This window comes from Brevundimonas sp. SH203, assembly GCF_002157625.1.
Lineage (GTDB): Bacteria > Pseudomonadota > Alphaproteobacteria > Caulobacterales > Caulobacteraceae > Brevundimonas.
Genome location: NZ_BDMM01000001.1, coordinates 560,625 through 584,531 on the forward strand (window position 1 = coordinate 560,625; position 23,907 = coordinate 584,531).

At 66.0% G+C, this 23,907-nt stretch carries 16 protein-coding genes; 3 read left to right on the forward strand and 13 right to left on the reverse strand.

Annotated features, from left to right (window positions below; genetic code table 11):
* Positions 1–158: 158 nt before the first annotated feature.
* From SH203_RS02865 to SH203_RS02890, 6 genes are all read right to left on the reverse strand, one after another.
* The gene (locus SH203_RS02865; RefSeq protein WP_087119327.1) at positions 159–1,754 is read right to left on the reverse strand and encodes a carboxylesterase/lipase family protein; all 1,596 of its coding nucleotides are present in this window, start codon (positions 1,752–1,754) and stop codon (positions 159–161) included.
* A gap of 328 nt (positions 1,755–2,082) precedes the next feature.
* Positions 2,083–3,273 carry an elongation factor Tu gene (tuf, locus tag SH203_RS02870; RefSeq protein ID WP_087119328.1) on the reverse strand — a complete coding sequence of 397 codons (1,191 nt, stop codon included), beginning with the start codon at positions 3,271–3,273 and terminating at the stop codon, positions 2,083–2,085.
* A 111-nt stretch (positions 3,274–3,384) separates the two neighbouring features.
* Positions 3,385–5,463: an elongation factor G gene (fusA, locus tag SH203_RS02875; RefSeq protein ID WP_087119329.1), complete on the reverse strand. Its 2,079-nt coding sequence runs from the start codon at positions 5,461–5,463 to the stop codon at positions 3,385–3,387.
* Between the two features lie 165 nt (positions 5,464–5,628).
* A complete protein-coding gene (gene rpsG / locus SH203_RS02880) occupies positions 5,629–6,102 on the reverse strand; it encodes a 30S ribosomal protein S7 (RefSeq protein ID WP_008260172.1) in 474 nt (157 codons plus the stop codon).
* An 81-nt stretch (positions 6,103–6,183) separates the two neighbouring features.
* Positions 6,184–6,558, reverse strand: a complete 375-nt coding sequence (rpsL, locus tag SH203_RS02885; RefSeq protein ID WP_008260482.1) for a 30S ribosomal protein S12 — start codon at positions 6,556–6,558, stop codon at positions 6,184–6,186.
* A gap of 307 nt (positions 6,559–6,865) precedes the next feature.
* The gene (locus SH203_RS02890; protein ID WP_087119330.1) at positions 6,866–7,174 is read right to left on the reverse strand and encodes a TonB family protein; all 309 of its coding nucleotides are present in this window, start codon (positions 7,172–7,174) and stop codon (positions 6,866–6,868) included.
* Between the two features lie 89 nt (positions 7,175–7,263).
* Between SH203_RS02890 and SH203_RS02895 the strand changes: the two genes are divergently transcribed.
* Entirely contained in the window at positions 7,264–8,067 is an 804-nt protein-coding gene (locus tag SH203_RS02895) for a hypothetical protein (protein WP_087119331.1), read from the forward strand.
* A 4-nt stretch (positions 8,068–8,071) separates the two neighbouring features.
* On the opposite strand, the gene SH203_RS15845 is transcribed toward SH203_RS02895, so the two are convergent.
* From SH203_RS15845 to SH203_RS02910, 4 genes are all read right to left on the reverse strand, one after another.
* Positions 8,072–8,203, reverse strand: a complete 132-nt coding sequence (locus SH203_RS15845) for a hypothetical protein (protein ID WP_255376548.1) — start codon at positions 8,201–8,203, stop codon at positions 8,072–8,074.
* 123 nt (positions 8,204–8,326) lie between these two features.
* Positions 8,327–12,523, reverse strand: a complete 4,197-nt coding sequence (rpoC, locus tag SH203_RS02900) for a DNA-directed RNA polymerase subunit beta' (protein WP_087119332.1) — start codon at positions 12,521–12,523, stop codon at positions 8,327–8,329.
* A gap of 127 nt (positions 12,524–12,650) precedes the next feature.
* The gene (gene rpoB / locus SH203_RS02905) at positions 12,651–16,766 is read right to left on the reverse strand and encodes a DNA-directed RNA polymerase subunit beta (RefSeq protein WP_087119333.1); all 4,116 of its coding nucleotides are present in this window, start codon (positions 16,764–16,766) and stop codon (positions 12,651–12,653) included.
* 301 nt (positions 16,767–17,067) lie between these two features.
* A complete protein-coding gene (locus SH203_RS02910) occupies positions 17,068–17,763 on the reverse strand; it encodes a hypothetical protein (RefSeq protein WP_087119334.1) in 696 nt (231 codons plus the stop codon).
* A 98-nt stretch (positions 17,764–17,861) separates the two neighbouring features.
* Here SH203_RS02910 and SH203_RS02915 point away from each other — a divergent pair, with 98 nt between their 5' ends.
* Positions 17,862–18,410, forward strand: coding sequence for an FKBP-type peptidyl-prolyl cis-trans isomerase (locus SH203_RS02915; RefSeq protein WP_087119335.1), 549 nt, complete (start codon positions 17,862–17,864; stop codon positions 18,408–18,410).
* Positions 18,411–18,542: 132 nt separating this feature from the next.
* Complete coding sequence (locus SH203_RS02920) at positions 18,543–19,025, forward strand: hypothetical protein (RefSeq protein WP_159457523.1); 483 nt, start codon at positions 18,543–18,545, stop codon at positions 19,023–19,025.
* Between the two features lie 79 nt (positions 19,026–19,104).
* On the opposite strand, the gene SH203_RS02925 is transcribed toward SH203_RS02920, so the two are convergent.
* The 3 genes from SH203_RS02925 to rplL all read right to left on the reverse strand — a co-directional run bounded on the left by SH203_RS02925 (position 19,105) and on the right by rplL (position 23,860).
* Positions 19,105–21,081 carry a M61 family metallopeptidase gene (locus tag SH203_RS02925; protein WP_087119337.1) on the reverse strand — a complete coding sequence of 659 codons (1,977 nt, stop codon included), beginning with the start codon at positions 21,079–21,081 and terminating at the stop codon, positions 19,105–19,107.
* 251 nt (positions 21,082–21,332) lie between these two features.
* Positions 21,333–23,288, reverse strand: a complete 1,956-nt coding sequence (locus tag SH203_RS02930) for a M61 family metallopeptidase (RefSeq protein ID WP_087119338.1) — start codon at positions 23,286–23,288, stop codon at positions 21,333–21,335.
* Positions 23,289–23,476: 188 nt separating this feature from the next.
* Complete coding sequence (gene rplL / locus SH203_RS02935; protein WP_087119339.1) at positions 23,477–23,860, reverse strand: 50S ribosomal protein L7/L12; 384 nt, start codon at positions 23,858–23,860, stop codon at positions 23,477–23,479.
* Positions 23,861–23,907: the final 47 nt, after the last annotated feature.

Below are 23,907 nucleotides of genomic sequence, written 5' to 3' on the forward strand. Positions count from 1 at the left end.
TCCGAAGGACGAACCCGGAACCCAGGAGGCGCGCATCAGGCTTTAACCTGCGTCTGGCGCAGCCTCTGCAGCCCTGGGTTCCGGGTTCTTCGCTCTGCTCAGCCCCGGAATGACGAGCCACAAGCCCCGTTCTGATGAATGTCGATTGAAGCTGACCCTCAGTGGACCGCGCCGAACGGCGTCCCGTCCCAGAAGGCGCAGTGGTGGCGCTCGAAGAAGTCCTCGTCCATCCGGTCGCCCTCGGGCTCAAACACCCGCACCGGCCCCGCCCCCTCCACGCGGGGCCATTCGGCGGCGAAGCCTTGTGTGCCGAACGCCGCCCACAGCCGCTGCATCCGATCCGACAGCGACTTCTGCTGCGGCGTGAATCGCTTCACATCGGCGAATATCCAACTGGTCCCAAACACATAGGCCAGTTCGCTTGCGTGATAGGCCCCCAGGTCCAAACCGACGATCCAGTCCGGCAGGACGAACGGCGCCTGGCGATCCGCGAATTCATAGCCCCAGACCGGCACATGAGCCGACAGCACACGCCGCAACGCCTGTGACGGACAGGCGAACCTCTGGTCGGTGAAGTTGGTCGCGATGGCGTAAGCTGGCCCGTCCTCGCCGACCGGATAGCGGTCCAGCACCCGTTGTCCCTCGTCGCCATACATCCAGATCGTTTCCTTGCGATAACGATCCATCGTCTTGACCTCATTGGCGAACAGACGCCCCTCGTCCAGATTGGTGCCGACCAGCACCGGAACCCGCGTGAACCGCCCTTCGCGCAGCGCCACGGCCGGGCTTTCCGGCACGGTCGCATCCGTATGCACCGGCCCCCACGACCCCGGCCCGTTGATCCCCGCCCTCAACGACGCCGCGCGCGACAGCCGCCACGCCGGCAGGGCCTTCAGACACGCGATCGCCTCCGGTCCTCCGCAGCCCAGCCGCTCGGCGAACATCGGCCCGGACTGGGCGGCGTCGTGCGCGCTGACCAGGGACGACGGCTCCAGACAGCCGCCGCTCTGCAGGATGACCCGTCGATACAGCCCCTCCGACTCCGGCGACGCCATCAGGTAACAGGCCGTCCACGCCCCCGCGCTCTCGGCGAACAGGGTGACGTTCCCGGGATCGCCGCCGAAGGCCGCGATATTGCGATGCACCCATTTCAGCGCCGCCTGCTGGTCCATCAGGCCGAAATTGCCGCCGAACCCTTCGCCGGTTTCCTGAAACCCCGGATGGGCCAGCCAGCCCAGGGCGCCCAGCCGATAGTTCATCGTCACCACCACCCGCCCCTGATCGCGAGCCAGTTTCGACGGATCGTAGTTGGCGCCGGCGCCCACGGTGAAGGCGCCGCCGGGGATATAGACCATCACCGGCCGGGCCTCTTCCGACTGATCGGCCGGGGCGTAGATGTTCAGATATAGACAGTCCTCGGACCCCGCCACGATCCCGCCGCCCCCGCCCAAGATCGCCCGCCGCCCGATGGCCTGGGTGCAGTCCGACCCGATCCGCGTCGCATCCCGCACGCCGGACCACGCCTCGACCGGCTGCGGCGCCCGCCAGCGCAACTCGCCCACAGGCGGCGCGGCGAACGGCACGCCCAGGAAAGCCCGCGTCCCATTCCCCTCGACACCGCGCACGGCCCCGTCCGTCGTCGCCGCCAGCACCGTCTTCCCATCGCCGGCGAACCGCACATGGTCGACCTTGCCGGGATGGGTGGCGCAGGCCGCCAACACCATCAGGCATGCAAGCAGGGGGATTAGACGCATAGGGAACCTTGGCTGTTCAGCAGCTCATTCGAACGTCTGAACCCCCAACACGTTGCCGACGACCGCAATCCCCCCTCCCCGTGATCCTCGGGCTTGCCCCGACGACCGCAATCCCCCCTCCCCGTGATCCTCGGGCTTGCCCCGAGGATCGGGTACGGATCGAGCTGTGCGCCGCCGGTGGGGCGATGCGGCGGAACCTCCGGCCCTCGGGTCAAGCCCGAGGGTGACGGCGCGGAATGGAGCCAAGCCACAAAGCAAAACAGCCCCCGGATCGCTCCGGGAGCCGCTCTGTTACGCTTACTGTTCGGCCCGAAGGCCGGATCTTCGATTACTCGACGATCTTGGCCACGACGCCGGCGCCGACGGTGCGGCCGCCTTCACGGATGGCGAAGCGCAGGCCCTGATCCATCGCGATCGGCGTGATCAGCTCGACGCTCAGCTCGGCGTTGTCGCCGGGCATGATCATCTCGACGCCTTCCTTCAGGTGGACGATGCCCGTCACGTCCGTCGTGCGGAAGTAGAACTGCGGACGATAGTTGGTGAAGAACGGCGTGTGGCGGCCGCCTTCTTCCTTCGTCAGGATGTAGGCTTCGGCCTGGAACTTGGTGTGCGGGGTGATCGAACCCGGCTTGCACAGAACCTGACCGCGCTCGACGTCTTCGCGCTTGGTGCCGCGCAGCAGAACGCCCACGTTGTCGCCGGCCTGACCTTGGTCCAGCAGCTTGCGGAACATTTCCACGCCCGTGCAGGTCGTCTTCTGGACCGGACGGATGCCGACGATCTCGACTTCCTCACCGACCTTGATGACGCCCTTCTCGACGCGGCCCGTGACCACGGTGCCGCGGCCCGAGATCGAGAACACGTCTTCGACCGGCATCAGGAACGGCAGGTCGACCGGACGTTCCGGCTGCGGGATGTAGGCGTCGACGGTTTCCATCAGGGCCAGAACGCGCTGTTCGCCGATTTCCGGGTTCACGCCGTCGGTCGCGGCCTTGGCCGAGCCCTTGGTGATCGGAATGTCGTCGCCCGGGAACTGGTACGACGAGAGCAGCTCACGCACTTCCATCTCGACCAGTTCCAGCAGTTCTTCGTCGTCGACCAGGTCGACCTTGTTCATGAAGACCACCAGGGCCGGCACGCCGACCTGACGGGCCAGCAGGATGTGCTCGCGCGTTTGCGGCATCGGGCCGTCGGCGGCCGACACCACCAGGATCGCGCCGTCCATCTGCGCCGCGCCCGTGATCATGTTCTTCACATAGTCGGCGTGGCCGGGGCAGTCGACGTGCGCATAGTGACGGTTGGCCGTCTCGTATTCCACGTGCGCCGTGTTGATCGTAATGCCGCGCGCCTTCTCTTCCGGCGCCGCGTCGATGTCGGCGTAGTTCATCGCCTTCGCGCCGCCGGCCTTCGCCAGCGTCATCGTGATCGCCGCCGTCAGCGTCGTCTTGCCGTGGTCAACGTGACCAATCGTGCCGATGTTGCAGTGCGGCTTCGTGCGTTCGAACTTTTCCTTGGCCATTCTCTAGCTCCTAAGGTCCCCGAACCGGGGTTCCTGCAGTCTGGGGTTAAGGGGCGCCCGGCCGACGGCCGACCGGGCGCTATTTAGGTGCGCTTTTCCAAAAGGAAAAGCTTAGGCGTACTTCTTGATCACTTCGTCGGCGACGTGTTGCGGCACCGGCTCGTAGTGATCGTATTGCATGGTGAACTGGGCGCGGCCCTGCGACATGCCGCGCAGCGTGTTCACATAGCCGAACATGTTGGCCAGCGGCACGAAGGCGTTCACGACGGTGGCGTTGCCGCGCATGTCCTGACCCTGAATCATGCCGCGACGGCCGTTCAGGTCGCCGATGACCGAGCCGAGGTATTCCTCAGGGGTCACGACTTCCACCGCCATGATCGGCTCGAGCAGCTTGGGCGAACCCTTTTCCTTCAGCTCGCGGAAGGCGGCGCGCGACGCGATTTCGAACGCCAGCACGCTGGAGTCGACATCGTGGAACTTGCCGTCCGTCAGCGTCGCCTTGAAGTCGATCAGCGGGAAGCCGGCCAGAAGGCCGTTGTCCTTGGCCGAGTTCAGGCCCTTTTCGACGCCGGGGATGTATTCCTTCGGCACCGCGCCGCCGACGATCTGGTTCTCGAACACGAAGCCCGAGCCGGGTTCGCCGGGTTCGAAGGTGATCATGACGCGGGCGAACTGGCCCGTACCGCCGGTCTGCTTCTTGTGGGTGTAGTCGATGTCGACCTTGCGGCCCAGCGATTCACGATAGGCGACCTGCGGCGCGCCGATGGTGGCCTCGACCTTGTAGGTGCGCTTCAGGATGTCGATCTTGATGTCCAGGTGAAGCTCGCCCATGCCCTTCAGGATGGTCTGGCCCGACTCGTGGTCGGTCGAGACGGTGAAGGACGGGTCTTCCGAGGCCAGCTTGGCCAGGGCGACGCCCAGCTTCTCCTGGTCGGCCTTGGTCTTGGGCTCGACCGAGATCTCGATGACCGGGGCCGGGAATTCCATCTTCTCAAGGATGACGGGCGACTTGATCGGGTCGCACAGGGTGTCCCCGGTGCGCGTTTCCTTCAGGCCGGCCAGGGCGACGATGTCGCCGGCGTAGGCTTCCTTGACGTCTTCGCGGTTGTTGGAGTGCATCTGCAGCATCCGGCCGACGCGCTCTTTCTTGTCGCGGCTGGAGTTCAGCAGGCTCATGCCCGTTTCCATCTTGCCCGAATACAGGCGGCAGAAGGTCAGCGAGCCGACGAAGGGGTCGTCCATGATCTTGAAGGCCAGGACCGACAGGGGCTCGTCGTCCGACGCCTTGCGGGTGACGGGCTCTTCGGTCTTGAAGTCGATGCCCGGCGTCGCGGGGATGTCCAGCGGCGACGGCAGATAGTCGACCACGGCGTCCAGCAGCGTCTGCACGCCCTTGTTCTTGAAGGCCGAGCCGCACAGGATCGGATAGAAGGCGCCGGTCAGCACGGCCTTGCGGATGCACTTCTTGATGGTGGCTTCGTCGGGCTCGTTGCCTTCGAGGTAGGCTTCCATCGCCTCGTCGTCCAGCTCGACGGCGTTGTCGATCAGGTACTGGCGGGCCTCGTTGGCCTTGTCGACCAGATCGGCGGGAATTTCCTCGTCACGGTAGGACGCGCCCAGACCGTCGTTGTCCCAGACCACGGCCTTCATGCGGACCAGGTCGACCAGGCCCTTCAGCGAGCTTTCGGCGCCGATAGGGAATTGGATCGGCACGGCCTTGGCGCCCAGACGGTCGCGGATCGATTCCACCGACTTGTCGAAGTCGGCGCCGATCTTGTCCATCTTGTTGACGAAGACGATGCGCGGCACCGAATATTTGTCGGCCTGGCGCCAGACGGTTTCGGTCTGCGGCTCGACGCCGGCGTTGCCGTCCAGCACGGTCACGGCGCCGTCCAGCACGCGCAGCGAACGCTCGACCTCGATGGTGAAGTCCACGTGGCCGGGGGTGTCGATGATGTTCAGGCGCTTGTTCTGCCAGAAGGCGGTCGTCGCGGCCGAGGTGATGGTGATGCCGCGTTCCTGCTCCTGGTCCATCCAGTCCATGGTCGCGGCGCCGTCGTGGACTTCGCCGATCTTGTGGGATTTGCCGGTGTAATACAGGATCCGCTCGGTCGTCGTCGTCTTGCCCGCGTCGATGTGGGCCATGATGCCGAAGTTGCGGTAGTCCTCGAGCTTGTGCGTACGAGCCATGAAAACGTGCCTTGGAAGTAGTGCAGGACGCGGTGCGCGCCCTCGGGGATGATCGTCGATGCGGCGGATAGCGAGCGCGGGCGTTTTCGCTCGAACCGGCCCCGACTGGAAACAGCGGGGCCGGATAGTCTCAGATAGTCACCGCAGTTGGCGCTTTTAAGACGCTTACCAGCGATAGTGGCTGAAGGCGCGGTTCGCCTCGGCCATCTTGTGGGTGTCTTCGCGCTTCTTGACCGCGGTGCCGCGGTTGTTGGAGGCGTCCAGCAGCTCGGCCGCCAGCTTTTCCGTCATGGTGTTCTCGCCACGCTTGCGCGCGGCGTTGACCAGCCAGCGGATGGCCAGGGCGCGACGACGGTCGGGGCGAACTTCGACCGGCACCTGATAGGTGGCGCCGCCGACGCGACGCGAGCGGACTTCGACCGACGGGGCGACGTTGTCCAGGGCGGCGTGGAAGGTGGCGACCGGCTCCTGATCCTTCTTCTTGTCGGCCAGGATGTCGAAGGCGCCGTACACGATGTTTTCGGCGACGGCCTTCTTACCTTCGTACATGACGTAGTTCATGAACTTGGTGACGATCAGGTCCCCGAACTTGGGATCCGGCAGAACTTCACGCTTCTGGGCGCGGTGACGACGCGACATGGGTTATTCCTTGCAGTGCCCGGCGCTCGCCGGGAAAATCTCGAAAAGGTCTCCGGGCGCGACGGCTCGGAGCGGAACGGCTTACTTCGGACGCTTGGCGCCGTAGTGCGAACGACGCTGCTTGCGGTCCTTGACGCCTTGGGTATCCAGAACGCCGCGCAGGATGTGGTAGCGAACGCCGGGCAAGTCCTTGACGCGGCCGCCGCGGATCAGGACGACCGAGTGTTCCTGCAGGTTGTGGCCTTCGCCGGGGATGTAGCACACGGCTTCGTAGCCGTTCTTGGCCAGGCGGACCTTGGCGACCTTACGCAGAGCCGAGTTCGGCTTCTTCGGGGTCGTGGTGTAAACGCGGGTGCAGACGCCGCGACGTTGGGGCGAACCCTCCAGGGCCGGCACCTTGTTGCGGGTGGGCTTGGGCTTGCGCGGCTTGCGGATCAGCTGGTTGATCGTAGGCATTCGAAACTCGTCTCGACTTCTGATGGAGGCGTGTGTCTTTCGACCGAAGCGCCTCTCGCCTTCTTGTGAACGGGGGACCATCCCCTCGCCCGGGTGTCATCGAGACTGAGGACGTGACCCCCAAACACCCCCGGTTCGCTCCGGCGAACCGGATATACAAAACACAAAGGGCCGGAACGCGCGCTTTGGGCGTTCCGGCGGGCACAGCCCGTCCGTTCGATTGTCACGCTCTCGGCGACCGGCGAACCGGCCACGCCTCGAATGTGCGCGGCTTCTACGCGCGATAGGGCTTCAGGTCAACCGACCCTTAATCCGACAGTCGGAAGCGGACGGCGAAACGCACCCTCTGCCCCTCCGCGCCGCCGGGCTTCATCTTCGCGTTTTTCGCCACACCCAGCGCGGCCTGCCCAAAGCCCTGCCCCTCCGGGGTTTCCGAGACGACCAGACAGGCCGTCAGGCCGCCATCGCTCGCCAGCCGGCATTCCAGAACGACCTCGCCATTCCGCGGCGCCGCCACGGTGTTTTCCGCCGACAGGGGCGCGTTCGACACGGCGCCGGCGCATCCGGCCGTCAGCGCCAGTCCGACCAGGGCCAGGCACAGTCCGATTCTCATCATTTACCCCTGTGACCTGACGCCGACCGCAACACCGCCTGAAAGCGGCCATGCTTCTCGCACAGCTTGCACCGGATCAAGGGGGAACGCGATTGACGCAGCGAGGGGCCGACAGTCTGGATTGGCGCAAGGTCACCCTGGCCTCGGCCTCGGTCGTCATCAACGCGGGCCTGATCGCGGTCCTGTCCTTCACGGCGCTGGGCATCGACGCGCCTCTGACCGCGCCCGAGCCGCGTCCCGTCTATATCGACATCACGCCGCGCCCCCTGTTGCCGGACGAACGGCCGCGCCCGGCGATCCAGCAGCCTGCCCCGGCGCCCGCCGCCGCGCCCCGCGACGCCCGCACCATCCAGGCCCCGCCAACGGCTCAGGCGTCGCCTATGCCGGATGCCCGCCCGGCGCCCCTGCGTCCCCGCCTCGCCGCCCCCGCGCCGCAAGGCGTGCCGGTCCCAGCCGATCCCTGGCGCGTCGATCCGGGCGAGCGGACCAACGCCATGGCCCGCGCCCTGCGTCAGGGACTGATCGGCTGCACCACGCCGGATCGGCTGAACGCGGCCGAACGCGCCCATTGCCGCGAGGACGCCATGCGTCGCGGCCTCAACGCCGCCCCGATCACCGGCACCGGCAACCCGGAGCGCGACGCCGCCTTCGCGCGTCAGGGCGCGCGGCGCCTGGCGGAATGGGAGATGATGAACCGCCCTCTGTCCGGCGGCGTCGTCGGTCCAGCGGACTGCGTCGGTTCGAACTTCGGCACGGGCTGTGCGGGCGCTCAGTTGAACCCGTCGCTGGCGCCGGATTCGACGCGCAACGTCCAGACCCGACGCGACGGCCACCGCGCCGCCGGCGCACCGATCACGCCGGGCGCCTCGGCGCCGATGGAGCGGTGGAAGGACTGACCCGTCAGTGGTCTTGGCAATAGGCGTCGTGCATGGCGGCGCCGAAGTCGAGCATCATCGTCTTGGCCTGCACCACGACGAACAGCGACAACACCACGGCTGTCAGCGCCCACAACGTCTTGTCTGATTTCGACACGGCAAGCCCTCGAACAACCTCGGCTTATCTCGCCACAACCCAATATCTCGTCAAGCCGCAAGAAAAAGGGCGGCGCCGTCGCCGGCGCCGCCCTCTTCATATCGTCGGTTCCGTAACCGGAGATCAGCCTTCGCTGCTCTCCAGCTCCAGTTGCAGATCGGCCGGCAGCGGCTCGATCGCATCTTCGCGGGCCTGGGTCAGTTCCGCGTCGCGCTCGTTGGCGATCTTCTGCAGGCTGCGCAGATAGGCGCCCGTGCCCGCCGGGATCAGACGACCCACGATCACGTTCTCCTTCAGGCCTTCCAGCATGTCCTTCTTGCCGTGGACCGAGGCCTCGGTCAGGACGCGCGTGGTTTCCTGGAAGGACGCCGCCGAGATGAAGCTGCGGGTCTGCAGCGACGCCTTGGTGATGCCCAACAGGACCGGCTGGGTGGTGGCCAGACGACCGCCGCGCTTCTCGACCTTGGCGTTCTCAAGGACCGCCTCTGCGACTTCGACGGTGTCGCCGCGGATCAGGGTGGTTTCACCCGCATCCAGGACTTCCACCTTCTGCAGCATCTGACGCACGATGACTTCGATGTGCTTGTCGTTGATCGGCACGCCCTGCAGGCGATAGACCTCCTGCACCTCGTTCACCAGATATTCGGCCAGCGCCTCGACGCCCTGAATACGCAGCAGATCGTGCGGATCGGGGTTGCCGTCGATGATGTAGTCGCCCTTCTGGATCAGATCGCCGTCGTGGACGGAGATGTGCTTGCCCTTGGGGATCAGGAACTCGACCGGCTCGCCCTGCACGCCGTCGGCGTTGACTTCCGGCGTGATCTTGATGCGGCGCTTGTTCTTGTAGTCGCGGCCGAATTCGACGCGGCCATCCATCTCGGCGATGACGGCGCAGTCCTTTGGACGACGGGCTTCGAACAGTTCGGCGACGCGCGGCAGACCCCCGGTGATGTCGCGGGTCTTGGCGCCTTCGGTCGGAACGCGGGCGATGATCTCGCCCGGCTTGACCTCGTCGCCGTTCGCCACGGACAGAACCGCGCCGACGGGCAGCAGATAGCGGGCGTCGGAACCCGACGACAGCTTGGCGTAGGCGTCGCCCAGGGTGACGCCCATGGCCGGACGCAGGTCCGAACCTCGCGGGCTGGCGCGCCAGTCGGAGACCACGCGCTGGGCGATGCCCGTCGCTTCGTCGGTCTCTTCCTTGACGGACAGGCCTTCGACCAGGTCCTCGAAGCGCACCACGCCGCCCACTTCCGTCAGGATCGGGGTGGTGTAAGGGTCCCACTCGGCCAGACGCTGGCCGCGCGCGACCTCGCCGCCGTCCTTGACGCGGATGCGCGCGCCATAGGGAGCCTTGTGCGTTTCGCGGTCCTTGCCGTCCACGACCACGGTCACGGTGACGTTGCGGCTCATGGCCACCAGGTCGCCGTGGGCCGCAACGACGGTCGGGCCGGCGATGCGGGCCGTACCGGCGTTGGTCGCCTCCATGAAGGAGGTTTCCGCCACCTGGGCCGTGCCGCCGATGTGGAAGGTCCGCATCGTCAGCTGGGTTCCCGGCTCGCCGATCGACTGGGCGGCGATGACGCCGACCGCTTCGCCGATGTTGACGTTGGTGCCGCGCGCCAGGTCACGGCCATAGCAGTGGGCGCAGATGCCGGCGTCGGCTTCGCAGGTCAGGGCCGAGCGGACCTTGACCGACTGAACGCCGGCGGCGTCCACGGCCTCGACCACTTCTTCCACCAGATAGGTGTCGGCGGGGAACAGGACCGTATCGGTGCCCGGCTCCTTGATGTCCTCGGCCGCATAGCGACCCAGGATGCGCTGACCCAGCGAGACCAGAACGTCGCCGCCTTCCATCACCGCGCGCAGGGTGATGCCGCGCGTCGAGCCGCAATCCTGCTCGGTGACGATGCTGTCCTGCGCCACGTCCACCAGACGGCGGGTCAGATAACCCGAGTTGGCGGTCTTCAGCGCGGTGTCGGCCAGACCCTTGCGGGCGCCGTGGGTGGAGTTGAAGTATTCAAGGACGGTCAGGCCTTCCTTGAAGTTCGAGGTGATCGGCGTCTCGATGATCTCGCCGGAGGGCTTGGCCATCAGGCCGCGCATCCCGCCCAGCTGCTTCATCTGCGCCTGCGAACCACGGGCGCCCGAGTTGGCCATCATGAAGACCGAGTTGATGTCGGGGTTTTCACCCTCGATCAGCACGCGCGGCTGCGCGATCTCGCCCATCATCGCGTCGGCGATCCGGTCGGTGGCCTTGGCCCAGGCGTCGACCACCTTGTTGTACTTCTCGCCGCGCGTGATCAGGCCGTCGGCGTACTGTTGTTCGTACTCCTCGACCTGGGTGCGGGTCTCGGCGACCAGTTCGACCTTCTTGGCCGGGATCACGATGTCGTCCTTGCCGAACGAGATGCCCGCCTTGGCCGCCTCGCGGAAGCCCAGGCCCATCATCTGGTCGGCGAAGATGACCGTCGCCTTCTGGCCGCAGTGGCGATAGACCACGTCGATCAGGTTCCCGATCTCCTTCTTGGTCAGGTTCTTTTCGAGCAGGCGATAGCCGACGTTCGGGTTGCGCGGCAGCAGGGCCGCCAGCTTCATCCGGCCGGGCGTCGTGTCGATGACCTTCGTCACCTCCTTGCCCTCGGTGTCCTCTTCGGTCCAGCGCGCCTTGATGCGGGTGTGCAGGGTGACGACCTTGGCGTCCAGCGCCGCGTCGATCTCGCCGATGTTGGCGAACAGCTTGCCCTCGCCCGGCTCGCCGTCCTTGACCAGCGACAGATAGTACAGGCCCAGGACGATGTCCTGCGACGGCACGATGATCGGCTTGCCGTTGGCGGGCGACAGGATGTTGTTCGTCGACATCATCAGGACGCGCGCTTCAAGTTGCGCTTCCAGCGACAGCGGGACGTGAACGGCCATCTGGTCGCCGTCGAAGTCGGCGTTGAAGGCGGTGCAGACCAGCGGGTGCAGGCGGATGGCCTTGCCCTCGATCAGCTTGGGTTCGAACGCCTGGATGCCCAGACGGTGCAGCGTCGGCGCGCGGTTCAGCAGAACCGGGTGTTCGCGGATCACCTCGTCCAGGATGTCCCAGACGGCGGGCTGTTCGCGTTCGACCATGCGCTTGGACTGTTTGACGGTGCCCGACAGGCCCTTGGCGTCCAGGCGCGCATAGATGAACGGCTTGAACAGCTCCAGCGCCATCTTCTTGGGCAGGCCGCACTCGTGCAGCTTCAGCTCCGGTCCCACGGTGATGACCGAACGGCCCGAATAGTCGACGCGCTTGCCCAGCAGGTTCTGACGGAAGCGACCCTGCTTGCCCTTCAGCATATCGGCCAGCGACTTCAGCGGACGCTTGTTCGCGCCGGTGATGACGCGACCGCGACGGCCGTTGTCGAACAGGGCGTCGACGGACTCTTGCAGCATCCGCTTTTCGTTGCGGATGATGATGTCCGGCGCCCGCAGCTCCATCAGGCGCTTCAGGCGGTTGTTGCGGTTGATGACGCGGCGATACAGGTCGTTCAGGTCCGACGTCGCGAAACGACCGCCGTCCAGCGGCACCAGCGGACGCAGTTCCGGCGGGATGACCGGCACGATGGTCAGGATCATCCACTCGGGCTTGTTGCCGGATTCGAGGAAGGCCTCGATCAGCTTCAGGCGCTTGGAGGCCTTCTTGGCCTTCATTTCCGAGGGGTTGTCGGCCAGTTCGCCGCGATGCTTCTCGGCCTCGGCGTGCAGGTCGATGCCCATCAGCAGGTTGCGGACGGCCTCGGCGCCGATCTCGGCGGTGAAGCCGTCGTCGCCGAACTCTTCCTGATAGCGATAGAATTCGTCTTCCGTCAGCAGTTGGTTCTGCTTCAGCGGGGTCAGGCCCGGCTCGGTGACGATGTAGTTCTCGAAGTACAGGACGCGCTCGACGTCCTTCAGCGCCATGTCCAGCATCAGCGAGATGCGGCTGGGCAGCGACTTCAGGAACCAGATGTGGGCGACCGGGGCGGCCAGGTCGATGTGACCCATGCGCTCGCGCCGAACGCGGGCCAGCGTGACTTCAACGCCGCACTTCTCGCAGATGATGCCCTTGTACTTCATGCGCTTGTACTTGCCGCACAGGCATTCGTAGTCCTTGGTCGGGCCAAAGATACGGGCGCAGAACAGGCCGTCACGCTCGGGCTTGAACGTGCGGTAGTTGATGGTTTCCGGCTTCTTGATCTCGCCGAACGACCACGACCGAATCTTCTCCGGCGAGGCCAGGGCGATCTTGATCTGGTCGAAGGTCGGCGTGACCGGGACCGGGTTGAAGATGTTCAGGACTTCCTGGTTCATCTTGGTTTCCTTCTGCGGCGCGAGGGCCGCTTAAAATCTTCGTCGATGGAGAGCGGCGCGTGATCCGTGAGCCGTGAATCGTGATGGGGATCGCTCCTCTCACGATTCACGAGTCACCATTCACGCCTCAGCTGTTCTCCAGCTCCACGTTCAGACCCAGCGAACGCATTTCCTTGATGAGCACGTTGAAGCTCTCGGGAATGCCGGCCTCGAAGCTGTCGTCGCCACGGACGATGGCCTCGTAAACCTTGGTCCGGCCGGCCACGTCGTCGGACTTCACCGTCAGCATTTCCTGCAGGGTGTAGGCGGCGCCGTAGGCTTCCAGAGCCCAGACCTCCATTTCCCCGAAACGCTGACCGCCGAACTGCGCCTTGCCGCCCAGCGGTTGCTGGGTGACGAGCGAATACGGGCCGATGGAGCGGGCGTGGATCTTGTCGTCGACCAGGTGGTGCAGCTTCAGCATGTAGATGTAGCCCACCGTGACCGGGCGCTTGAACTGTTCGCCGGTCTGGCCGTCGTACAGGATCGACTGGGCCGACTTGTTCAGCCCCGCCTCTTCCAGCAGACGCTCGATGTCGCCGATGTGCGCGCCGTCGAAGACCGGGGTCGCGAAGGGCACGCCCTTGGACAGGTTCTTCGCCAGTTCGATCAGCTCTTCCTCGTCCTGCGGCAGAGGGGTTTCCTCGCCGTAGATCTCGGTCAGACGCGCGATCAGCGCCTCCTTCTGCCCGCCCTGCTGCCAGGCTTCCAGCAGACCGGAGATCTGCTTGCCCAGACCGGCGGCGGCCCAACCCAGGTGGGTTTCGAAGATCTGGCCGATGTTCATGCGCGACGGCACGCCCAGCGGGTTCAGAACGACGTCGACGTGGGTGCCGTCTTCCAGGTGCGGCATGTCCTCGATCGGCAGGATCTTGGAGATGACGCCCTTGTTGCCGTGACGGCCGGCCATCTTGTCGCCGGGCTGAAGCTTACGCTTCACGGCCACGAAGACCTTGACCATCTTCATCACGCCGGGGGGCAGCTCGTCGCCGCGCTGCAGCTTCTCGACCTTGTCTTCGAAACGACGGTCCAGTTGCTTGCGGGCGTCTTCGAACTGGCGCTTCATCGCCTCCAGTTCGCCCATGGTCTTTTCGTCGTCCAGGGCGATCTGCCACCACAGACCACGGCTGACCTCGGCCAGCTTCTCGTCGGTCAGCTCACCGCGGCCGATGCCTTTCGGACCCGACACGGCGGTCTTGCCGACGATCAGCGGCTTCAGGCGGCCATAGACGTTGCGCTCAAGAATCTTGAGTTCGTCGTCGCGGTCCTTGCCCAGGCGTTCGATCTCGGCGCGTTCGATCGCCATGGCGCGCTCGTCCTTGTCGACGCCGTGACGGTTGAAGACGCGAACGTCGACGATCGTGCCGGCGACGCCGGGCGGCAGGCGCAGGGAGGTGTCGCGCACGTCCGAAGCCTTCTCGCCGAAGATGGCGCGCAGCAGCTTCTCTTCCGGGGTCATCGGGCTTTCGCCCTTCGGCGTCACCTTGCCGACCAGGATGTCGCCCGGCTGGACCTCGGCGCCGATGGCCACGATGCCCGCCTCGTCGAGGTTGCGCAGGGCTTCCTCGCCGACGTTGGGGATGTCGCGCGTGATTTCCTCAGGCCCGAGCTTCGTATCGCGGGCGGCGACCTCGAACTCTTCCAGGTGGATCGAGGTGAAGACGTCGTCGCGCACGATGCGCTCGGAGATCAGGATGGAGTCTTCGAAGTTGTAGCCGTTCCAGGGCATGAAGGCGACCAGAGCGTTGCGGCCCAGGGCCAGTTCGCCCAGGTCCGTCGAGGGACCGTCGGCGATCACGTCGCCGCCCTTCACCTCGTCGCCCACGCGCACGATCGGGCGCTGGTTGATGCAGGTCGACTGGTTGGAACGCTGGAACTTCGACAGGCGATAGATGTCGACGCCCGAACGGGCGGCGTCCACGTCGCCCGTGGCGCGCACGACGATCCGGGTGCCGTCGATCTGTTCAACGACGCCGTCACGACGGGCGACCACGACGGCGCCGGAGTCCACGGCCACGACCGCCTCCATGCCGGTGCCGACCAGCGGCGCGTCCGACTGCACCAGCGGCACGGCCTGACGTTGCATGTTGGCGCCCATCAGCGCGCGGTTGGCGTCGTCGTTTTCCAGGAACGGGATCAGGGCGGCGGCGACCGAAACGACCTGTTTCGGCGACACGTCCATCATGTCCACGGCGTCCTTGTTCAGGAGCTGGGATTCACCGTTGATCCGGCCGGGGACCAGATCCTCGACGATCTGGCCGTCCTTCAGTTCGATGTTGGCCTGGGCGATCGTGTACTTCGACTCTTCCATGGCCGAGATGTAGACCACCTCGCCCTGGGCCTGGCCGTCCTTGACGCGACGATACGGGCTTTCGATGAAGCCGTATTTGTTCACCCGCGCGTGGGTGGCCAGCGAGTTGATCAGGCCGATGTTCGGGCCTTCCGGCGTTTCGATCGGGCAGATGCGGCCATAGTGGGTCGGGTGAACGTCCCGGACTTCGAAGCCCGCGCGCTCGCGCGTCAGACCACCCGGGCCAAGCGCCGAAAGGCGACGCTTGTGGGTGATTTCCGACAGCGGGTTCGTCTGGTCCATGAACTGCGACAGCTGCGACGAACCGAAGAACTCGCGCACGGCGGCGGCGGCCGGCTTGGCGTTGATCAGGTCGTGCGGCATGACCGTGTCGATATCGACCGAGGACATGCGCTCCTTGATGGCGCGCTCCATACGCAGCAGGCCGACGCGGTACTGGTTTTCCAGCAGTTCGCCGACCGAACGGACCCGGCGGTTGCCCAGGTTGTCGATGTCGTCGATCTCGCCGCGACCGTCCTTCAGGCCGACCAGGATCTGCAGAACCTTCAGCACGTCGTCCTTGCGCAGGACGCGGATCTCGTCGGAAACCTCGGGGCTTTCCAGACGCATGTTCATCTTGACCCGGCCGACGGCCGACAGGTCGTAGCGTTCGCTGTCGAAGAACAGCGAGTTGAACATGGCTTCGGCGGCTTCCGGGGTGGGCGGCTCGCCCGGACGCATCACGCGATAGACGTCGAACAGGGCGTCCTCGCGGTTGTCGTTCTTATCGACACGCAGGGTGTTGCGCATATAGGCGCCGACCGTGACGTGGTCGATGTCCAGCACCTCGATGGTGGTGAAGCCGTTCTGCTCCAGCACTTCGATGGTCGGGGCGTCCAGCTCGTCGCCGGCCTCGGCGTAGATTTCGCCGGTCTCGAAGTTCACGGCGTCATTGGCCAGATACTTCGTCAGTAGGGCGTCGGCGGCCAGCGACAGCGAGGTCGTGGTGTCGCCCAGCTTCTTGGCGGCGCGCGCGCTGATCTTCTGGCCGGCCTGGGCGATCACTTCGCCGGTGTCGGCGTCGACCAGGTCGAACTCGGGCTTCACCCCGCGCCAGCGCTCGGCCTTGTACGGCGTGACCCAGCCCTCGCCGCGCTTCTCGTAAGGCACGGTCTCGTAGAAGGTCTTCAGGATTTCCTCGCCGTCCATGCCCAGACCCATCAGGAAGGTCGTGGCCGGCAGCTTGCGGCGGCGGTCGATGCGGACATAGACCACGTCCTTGGCGTCGAACTCGAAGTCCAGCCACGAGCCGCGATAGGGGATCACGCGGGCGGCGAACAGCAGCTTGCCCGACGAGTGGGTCTTGCCCTTGTCGTGATCGAAGAAGACGCCCGGCGACCGGTGCATCTGCGACACGATCACGCGCTCGGTGCCGTTGACGATGAAGGTGCCCTTGTCCGTCATGAGCGGGATGTCGCCCATATAGACGTCCTGCTCCTTGATGTCCTTGACCGAACGGGCTCCCGTTTCCTCGTCGGTCTCGAACACGATCAGGCGCAGCTTGACCTTCAGCGGCGCGGCATAGGTCATGTCGCGCTGAATGCACTCCTCGACGTCGTACTTCGGTTCCTCGAACTCGTAGGAGACGTATTCCAGGATGGCGCGTTCGTTGAAGTCCTTGATCGGGAACACCGACTTGAAGACCGCTTCGATGCCCTCGTCGCGACGCTGGCCCGGACGGACCTCGCGCTGCAGGAACTGTTCGTAGGAGGCGCGCTGAACCTCGATCAGGTTCGGCATCTGCACCGCTTCGGGGATGCGCCCGAAGGATTTGCGGATGCGCTTCTTGCCGGTGAACGAGGTGGCGGAAGCGATCTGACCGTTGATGGCGAGATCGTGGGCGACGTCAGTCATTCAGTGTTTCCCATGACGCACGACCCGGGAGAAGCCGTGCGCGAAATGCAGCAGCCACGGCGCGCCTTTCAGCGTCCGCAGCCAGGTTTTCGGCGTCCACCCTCGGCCCGCTGCCGGGCCAGGACGCCTGAAATGTACCGGCTCCCTGGGGAAGGAGCCGCGCCTTCGCTCCGGTCGGAGGGCGACGGACCGGGCCTCGGCGCTTGCGCGCAGACTCATAGGAGTGTTGCGGGAAGGCGCACATATACGCGCATTCGCGACGAAATAAAGGCCCGAGGCCTAAATCTTGTGCAGCCGGACGTCAGTTCGGCGTCGCGCCGTTCGTCTCGAACCGTGTCGAGCCATCCGGCTGAACGGTCATGACGAAATCCAGAGCCGTATCCCGGCCGCAGGCGGTCCACGTCCAGCGCTCTCTCCATTGCGTCGGATTGAGCGGATCGCCGGTCAGGGATGTCATTTCCGTCTTGGTCAGCCGCCCTGCGGCCTGGGGAAACCGGGCCCTGCAAGACCCGCCATTCGCGCTCAGCACGGGAATCAGCCGAGGCGTGACCTGCTGGAGGATGTCCATATAGAGCCTGGGCCCGGTCATGGTGCCGCCGACGCTCAGGTTCAGGCCGCGCCACTGGCCGCCATGAAAGAACACGAGGACATTGATCTCCCGTTCCGCCCCGCACCACGGAACGACGGTGCGGATCAGCGCTTCTCCGCGTTCCACCTGCTCGCCGTTCGACGCGACCTTGATCGGCAAGGTTTCCATGGCGGTCCGCGCCACGATGGCGTCGGCGGGCACGCGAGTCTCGACGCAGTCCGGCGCCACCCCCATCGTGGCCCAGGACGCCAGAACCTCCTGAACGACAGGTTTCCAGTTCCGTTCGGCTGTCGCCCTGATCAACACGGCCAAGGGCTCGGTCGCGCCCAGCCCCTCCACCGAGCGATAGATGGGCGCGGTTGCGGCGACCTGCGCCGGCGGCTCGGCGGCCTGGATGAAGATCGGCAAAACGTGGCTCCCCGTGTCAGCATGGTGTCTCAGAGCTGAGGGGCTTGAGCAAGCCCGACATCTGGCGGCGTTGCGTTCGCGTTGCTAGACGACTCCGCATGACTCGCACCGCCCTGCCCCTGCTCGCCCTCGTCGCCCTGTCCGCCTGCGCCACGCACAAACCCGTGACCTATGCCGAGACGGCCTCCGCCGCCGCCCGCGCCGCCGCCCAGGTCCAGGGCGAGGCCGGCCTTTCGGCCCAGCAGCTGTGGGACCAGGGCAACGCCGACTATCTGACCTGGAACGGCGCCCGGCGCGGCTGGACCACGACCGAGAGCGGCCTGCAATACCGTCGCGTCGGCAAGGCCCATCCCGACACCCCCCGCCCCGGCCCGACCGACACGGTCAAGGTCCACTATCGCGGGACCTTCATCGACGGGCGCGAGTTCGACAGCTCCTATTCCCGCAACGAACCGGCCGAGTTCCCGCTGAACCGCGTCATCAAGGGCTGGACCGAGGGCGTCGGCCTGATGCACGTCGGCGAAATCTACGAATTCGTCATTCCCGCCTCGCTGGCCTATGGCTCGCGCTGGGTCGGCGGCGACGAACTGCCGCCCAACTCCACCCTGCGGTTCTCGGTCGAACTGCTGGAGGTCAAGCCGGGCTGAGCCCGTGATCGGATGGGTCAGCGCCCGCCTTCCATCCTATTTCGGCCCGGCGGCGCCTGTCTTTTCAACGACTTGACGCCCAGCAGCGTCTTTCTTCCGGCCATAGGAGCCGGCGGGCGCATCATGGTCGGCATGACCGATGATCGCACCCCCTCCGAACCGAACGTCGTCGCCTGGACGCGACGCCCCGCCGCCGTCTGGGCCGCCGCCCGCGCCGACTACCTCGCCGGCGCCACGGCAGCCGAGGCGTGCGAACGCCACGGCCTCAGCAAATCGACCTTTCGATGGCGCGCCCGAACCGAGGGCTGGCGCCGCGCGGACCAGCCGGAAGGCTCGGTCTTCGAACCGCTCGGCCTGGCCGAACTGGGCCATCTGGACACCAGCCTGCCGTTCAACGCCGCCGACATGGCGCGTCTGGCTTGGTCGCACGCCGGGCGCGCCCTGCGCGAGGGCAAGCTGATCGAGGCGCGCGGCTGGTCGCGTCTGCACAACGACCTCACCCTCGTCGTCAAGGCCGACAAGGAGCTGCTCTCCTGGCACCGCATCTGCGCGAAAGATCCGAAGCGGCGGCATTTCGCCGAGGTCACGCCTCTGCGACCGATCGAAGAGAACTGATCGCCGAATTGCACCTTATTGCATTTTGCACCTTTTTTCGGGGTGCAGTGCAATTTCGGACCGCCGCCGCTCGCGGGCCTCAGCGCCGTCGGGGCGCCAGGATGTCGGACAGGCGGTCGGGGGTTCCCTCGATCCGTTCCAGGCGCGGATAGCGCAGGCCGTCGCGATAGGCGAAGGCGACGGTGCGGAAGCGGTCGCCGGATTTCAGTAGCAGCTCCAGCGGCGCCTCGGTCCCCTTGGCGGCGGTGACGGCGTCGCGCAGGGCCTCGGCCGAACCGGCCTTGCCGTTGACCGCGACCAGGGACCAGCCCGCCCCGATCCCCTGCTCGAAGGCCGGCCCGCCCCAGCGGATGTTGGTCAGCTTGTCGCCCGACAGGGTGAAGCCCAGCGAATACTGGAAGTCGTTGGCCCATCCGGTCTGGACCGCTTTTTCGTCGGCGTTCGGCGCATCGGTATAGGTCAGACGCCAGCCCGCGCGGGCCAGGCCGTCCAGCGGCGCCCTGGCGTCGGGGCCGACCGCGTCCAGACGACCGCGCAGGAAAGCCGCCCAGTCGTGCGGATAGACGGCGTTCAGGGCCGCCACCACGTCTTCGAACCGATAGCCCTGCGGCGCCCACTGCCCGTCGTCATGACCGAAGAAGGCGCGGGCGAAGTCGTCGAGCGACTTGCGCCCGTTCGTGCCCTCGCGGATCAGGGTGTCGGCGTCCAGCCAGACCAGCAGGCTCTCGCGATAATAGTCGCCCGTGCCCCGCATCCACGACGGATACTGGCCCGTCACGCGATAACCCAGAAGGTTATGGTTGTTGGTGTCCTGCAGCGCGCGCCACTGACGCCCCGGTTGCTGGTCGTAGAAGGCCGCCACACTGGCCAGGGTCGCCAGGGCCACGCCCTTGGAATGCAGGCCCGAACGCGCGGCCAGCACGTCGCCCCAATATTCCGTCTGCCCCTCATAGACCCACAGCAGGGTGTTCTGGGTCGGGACGTTGTGGTTGGCGGTCAGTTCGTCCGCCGGGCGCATGAACTTGCCGTTCCAGGAGTGGGTATATTCGTGGGGCAAGAGGCCCCGGTCGCCCGCGCTCTTGGCCCAGTCGGTGAAGAAGTTGGGGGCGCCGGTGTTTTCGGACGAGCGATGATGTTCCAGCCCGATGCCGCCCATCTGATCGGTCAGGGCGAACAGGAATTCGTAGTGATCGAAGTGGCGCGCGCCGAACAGGCGGTCGGCCTGCTGGACCATATTCTCGAACAGCTTCAGCTGCTCGTCGGTCGCGGCCAGCCCCTTGGCCTCGTCGGCCAGAATATTCAGATGAATCCGCTCGCCCGTCGGATCGATGTCGACCCGGCGATAGTGGGCGCCGGCGAAGATCGGGCTGTCGATCAGGGTATAAAGGTCGGTCGGCGCAAAGGTCGTCACGTCCCCCTCCTGCGACGCCGTTGTCAGGGCCGTGCCGTACTTCCATCCAGCGGGCAGGACGACCGAGGGCGCGACCTGGATCTGGCGGCTGAAATAGCCGGCCGGATAGAGGATGGCCTTCTCCCACTGCAGATTGACCATGGCCGGCGTCATCAGCACGCGCCAGTTGGAGGCGTCCGGCTGGGTCAGCTGCTGGAACTCGACCTCGATGGCCGTCACGCCCGCCGGAATGTCGAGGTGGAAGGCATAGGGGTCCAGCGTATCGCGCAGCCACTCGATCCGCCGACCGCCAGCGGTGACGGTCAGGCCCGACAGCAGCTGGATCGGCCCTGTGGCGGCGTGGTTGCCGGGCAGGAACTTCGGATACAGCAGCGTCAGCGGACCAGGCGCCGCGACCGGAATCGTCTGACGCACGCGGATGATGCGGCGGTCCAGATCGGTGATGTCGGCCCGGTACTGGATGACGCCCGGATAGGGCTTGTCCTGCGGCGCGGAAATGGCGGGCTGGGCGCGCGGCAGGGCCAGCGGCGCCTGCGTCGCATCCGTGACGACCGGGGTGGACCGGAAGCTCTGGGCCATCGCCGGCGCGGCGACGCCGCACATCAGAACGGCGAAACAGGCGGCGGTCAGGCGGTTACGCGGCATCAAATCATCCAGGCTTGCAAGGCAGGCCCGCACCGTCGAGGGCGTCGCGCGATGCGTCAAGGGACAGATGGCCGCGCGGACCGCGTCTCCTCCCCACACAAACCGTCTCCTCCCCACAACGTGGGGAGGTGGCGCGGCGCTTCTTCAGCGCCGTGACGGAGGGGTTCTGCGATGCATCCCTGACGCCGTGGGGCGTCAAGAACCCCTCCACCGCTTCGCGGTCCCCCTCCCCACTTCGTGGGGAGGAGACTTCAGCGCTTCCTTGGCGTCAGGATGTCGGTCAGGCGATCCGGCGTTCCGGGAATACGCTCCAGCCGCGGGTAGCGAAGGCCGTCGTGGTAGTCGAGGACGACCGTCCTGAACTGGTCGTCGTCCTTGACGATCAGGGTGACGGGCACGGCCGGGTCCTTGGCGGCGGTGACGGCGGCGGACAGGCGGTCGGCGGTCGCGGCCTGGCCGCCGACGGCGACGATCTCCATGCCCACGGCCAGGCCCGCCTTGAAGGCCGGGCCGTCCCACTGGACGCTGCGAATCTTGTTGTTCTCGCCGGTCTGCAGGCCCAGCGAATAGGTGAAGTCGTTGCGCTTCAGCTCCGAATACAGGGTCTTCATATAGTCGGTGGGCTTGTCCGCGAAGGTCAGCCGCCAGCCGCCGCGCGCCAACCCGTCCAGCGGCGCACGGGCGTTCGGACCATCGGCGTCCAGACGCGCGCGCAGGAAGGTCGCCCAGTCGTTGGCGACGACGCCGTTCAGGGCCGCCACCACATCCTCGAACGTATAGGGGGCGGGCGTATAGCTGCCGTCCTGAACGCCGTAGAAGGCGCGGGCGAAGTCATCCAGCGACTTCCGGCCGTTGGTCTTCTCCCGGATCAGGGTGTCGACGTCCAGCCAGATCAGCTGGCCTTCCGAATAGTAGTCCTCGTCGCGCTGCCACGACAGCCAGCCCTTGGCCTGGCGCTGGCTGATGATCGGATCGTTGGTCGTGTCCTGCAGGGCGCGCCACTGACGGCCGATGCGCGTATCATAGGTCGCGGCCGTCATGGCCAGGGAATCCAGGGCCTGCTGTGTGGTCAGAAGCCCCGAGCGAGCGGCGATGACCTGGCCATAGTATTGCGTCTGCCCCTCATAGACCCACAGCAGGCTGTTCTGCAGCGGGCTGTTGAAGTTGGGCACATACTGGTCGGCGGGCCGGCGCCACTTGCCGTCCCACGAATGGTTCATCTCATGGCTCAGCAGGTCGCGGTCGCCGAGGTGGGTGGACCAGCCGGTGAAGAACTCCGGGTCGACCGAATTCTCCGAACTGCGGTGATGCTCCAGCCCGATGCCGCCCAGCTTGTCGGTCATGGCGATCAGGAAGTCGTAGTGGTCGAAGTGGCGCGCGCCGTACAGCCGATCCATCTGCGTCACCAGATTGCGCAGGATCTGCACCTGCTCGTCCGTGGCCTCCAGATTGTCGGCCTCGTCGGCGAAGATGTTGGCCCGCACGGGCGAACGGCCGCCGGGATCGAGGTCGATCTGGCGATAGTGGACGCCGGCGAAGACCGGGCTGTCGATCAGGACTTCCAGGTTCACCGGCCTGAAGGTCTGGCGATCCCCATCCTTGGTCTGGGGCTCCAGCGCCGTGCCGAAGGACCAGCCCGCCGGGAACCGCACCGTCGGCTGGACCATGATGTTTCGCGACCAGTGACCGGCCGGATAGAGCAGCATCTTCTCCCACTGGATGTTCAGCATCTCGGGCGTCATCGTGATCCGCCCCTGGGCCCCGGCGGTTGGCGAGAGGTGCTGCAGCTTGACGTCCAGGGCGGTCGCCCCGGCCGGAACCACGATGTGATAGGCGAAGGGACGCAGGGTGTCGCGCACCCACTCCACTCGCTGGCCGTTGGCGGTGATCTCCAGCCCCGCCAGCTGCGGGATCGGCCCGGTCGGCCCATGCTCGCCGGGCAGCCACTGCGGGAAATACAGCACCATCGGCCCGGCCTGGGCGACGGGAATCGTTTCTTTCACCGAGAAGATGCGCTGCGACAGGTTCGTGGCGTCCACGTCCAGCGCGATCACGCCGGGATAGGCGACGTCCTGCGCGTCCGGGATCGGCGGCTGGGGCGCAGGCAGGGCAGGCGCATAGGTCGACGCCTGCTGGGCCAGGGCGGCGGGCGCGGCCGAGACGAGCAGCAGCGCCAGACCGGCGACGCGAAGGCGGTTGGTAATCATCACGAACTCTCGAAACCACTCCGGGGGAAGGCGCGACAGTCCGCCGCAGGGCCGGGGGCGTCAAGCGTCAGCGCAGGTCAGGCTTGCGCGATCGCCGAAAATGATCCGAACCGTTCGACGCCGGTCAGCAAAAAGGCCCGGCGGTTTCCCGCCGGGCCTTTCCGATATCAGCAGAGCTGAGATCCAGATTACTTGATCTGGATCTTGGCGCCGGCTTCCGTCAGCTTCTTGGCGATCTCGTCGGCTTGTTGCTTCGAGACGTTTTCGACGACGTTCTGCGGAGCGCCTTCGACCAGGTCCTTGGCTTCCTTCAGACCCAGGTCCGAACGGACGCCGCGGACTTCCTTGATCACGTTGATCTTCTTGTCGCCGCCGTCGACCAGGACGACGGTGAATTCGGTTTGCTCTTCGGCGGCTTCAGCCGGAGCGGCGCCGCCGGCGGCCGGAGCAGCCATGGCGACCGGAGCAGCGGCGCTGACGCCCCACTTTTCTTCCAGCAGCTTGGAGAGTTCAGCGGCTTCCAGAACGGTAAGCGCGGACAGGTCTTCGACGATCTTGGCGAGGTCGGCCATTGTCAGTTTTCCTTCGGAGGATGAGGTTTAGAGAGTGATGCAGAGAT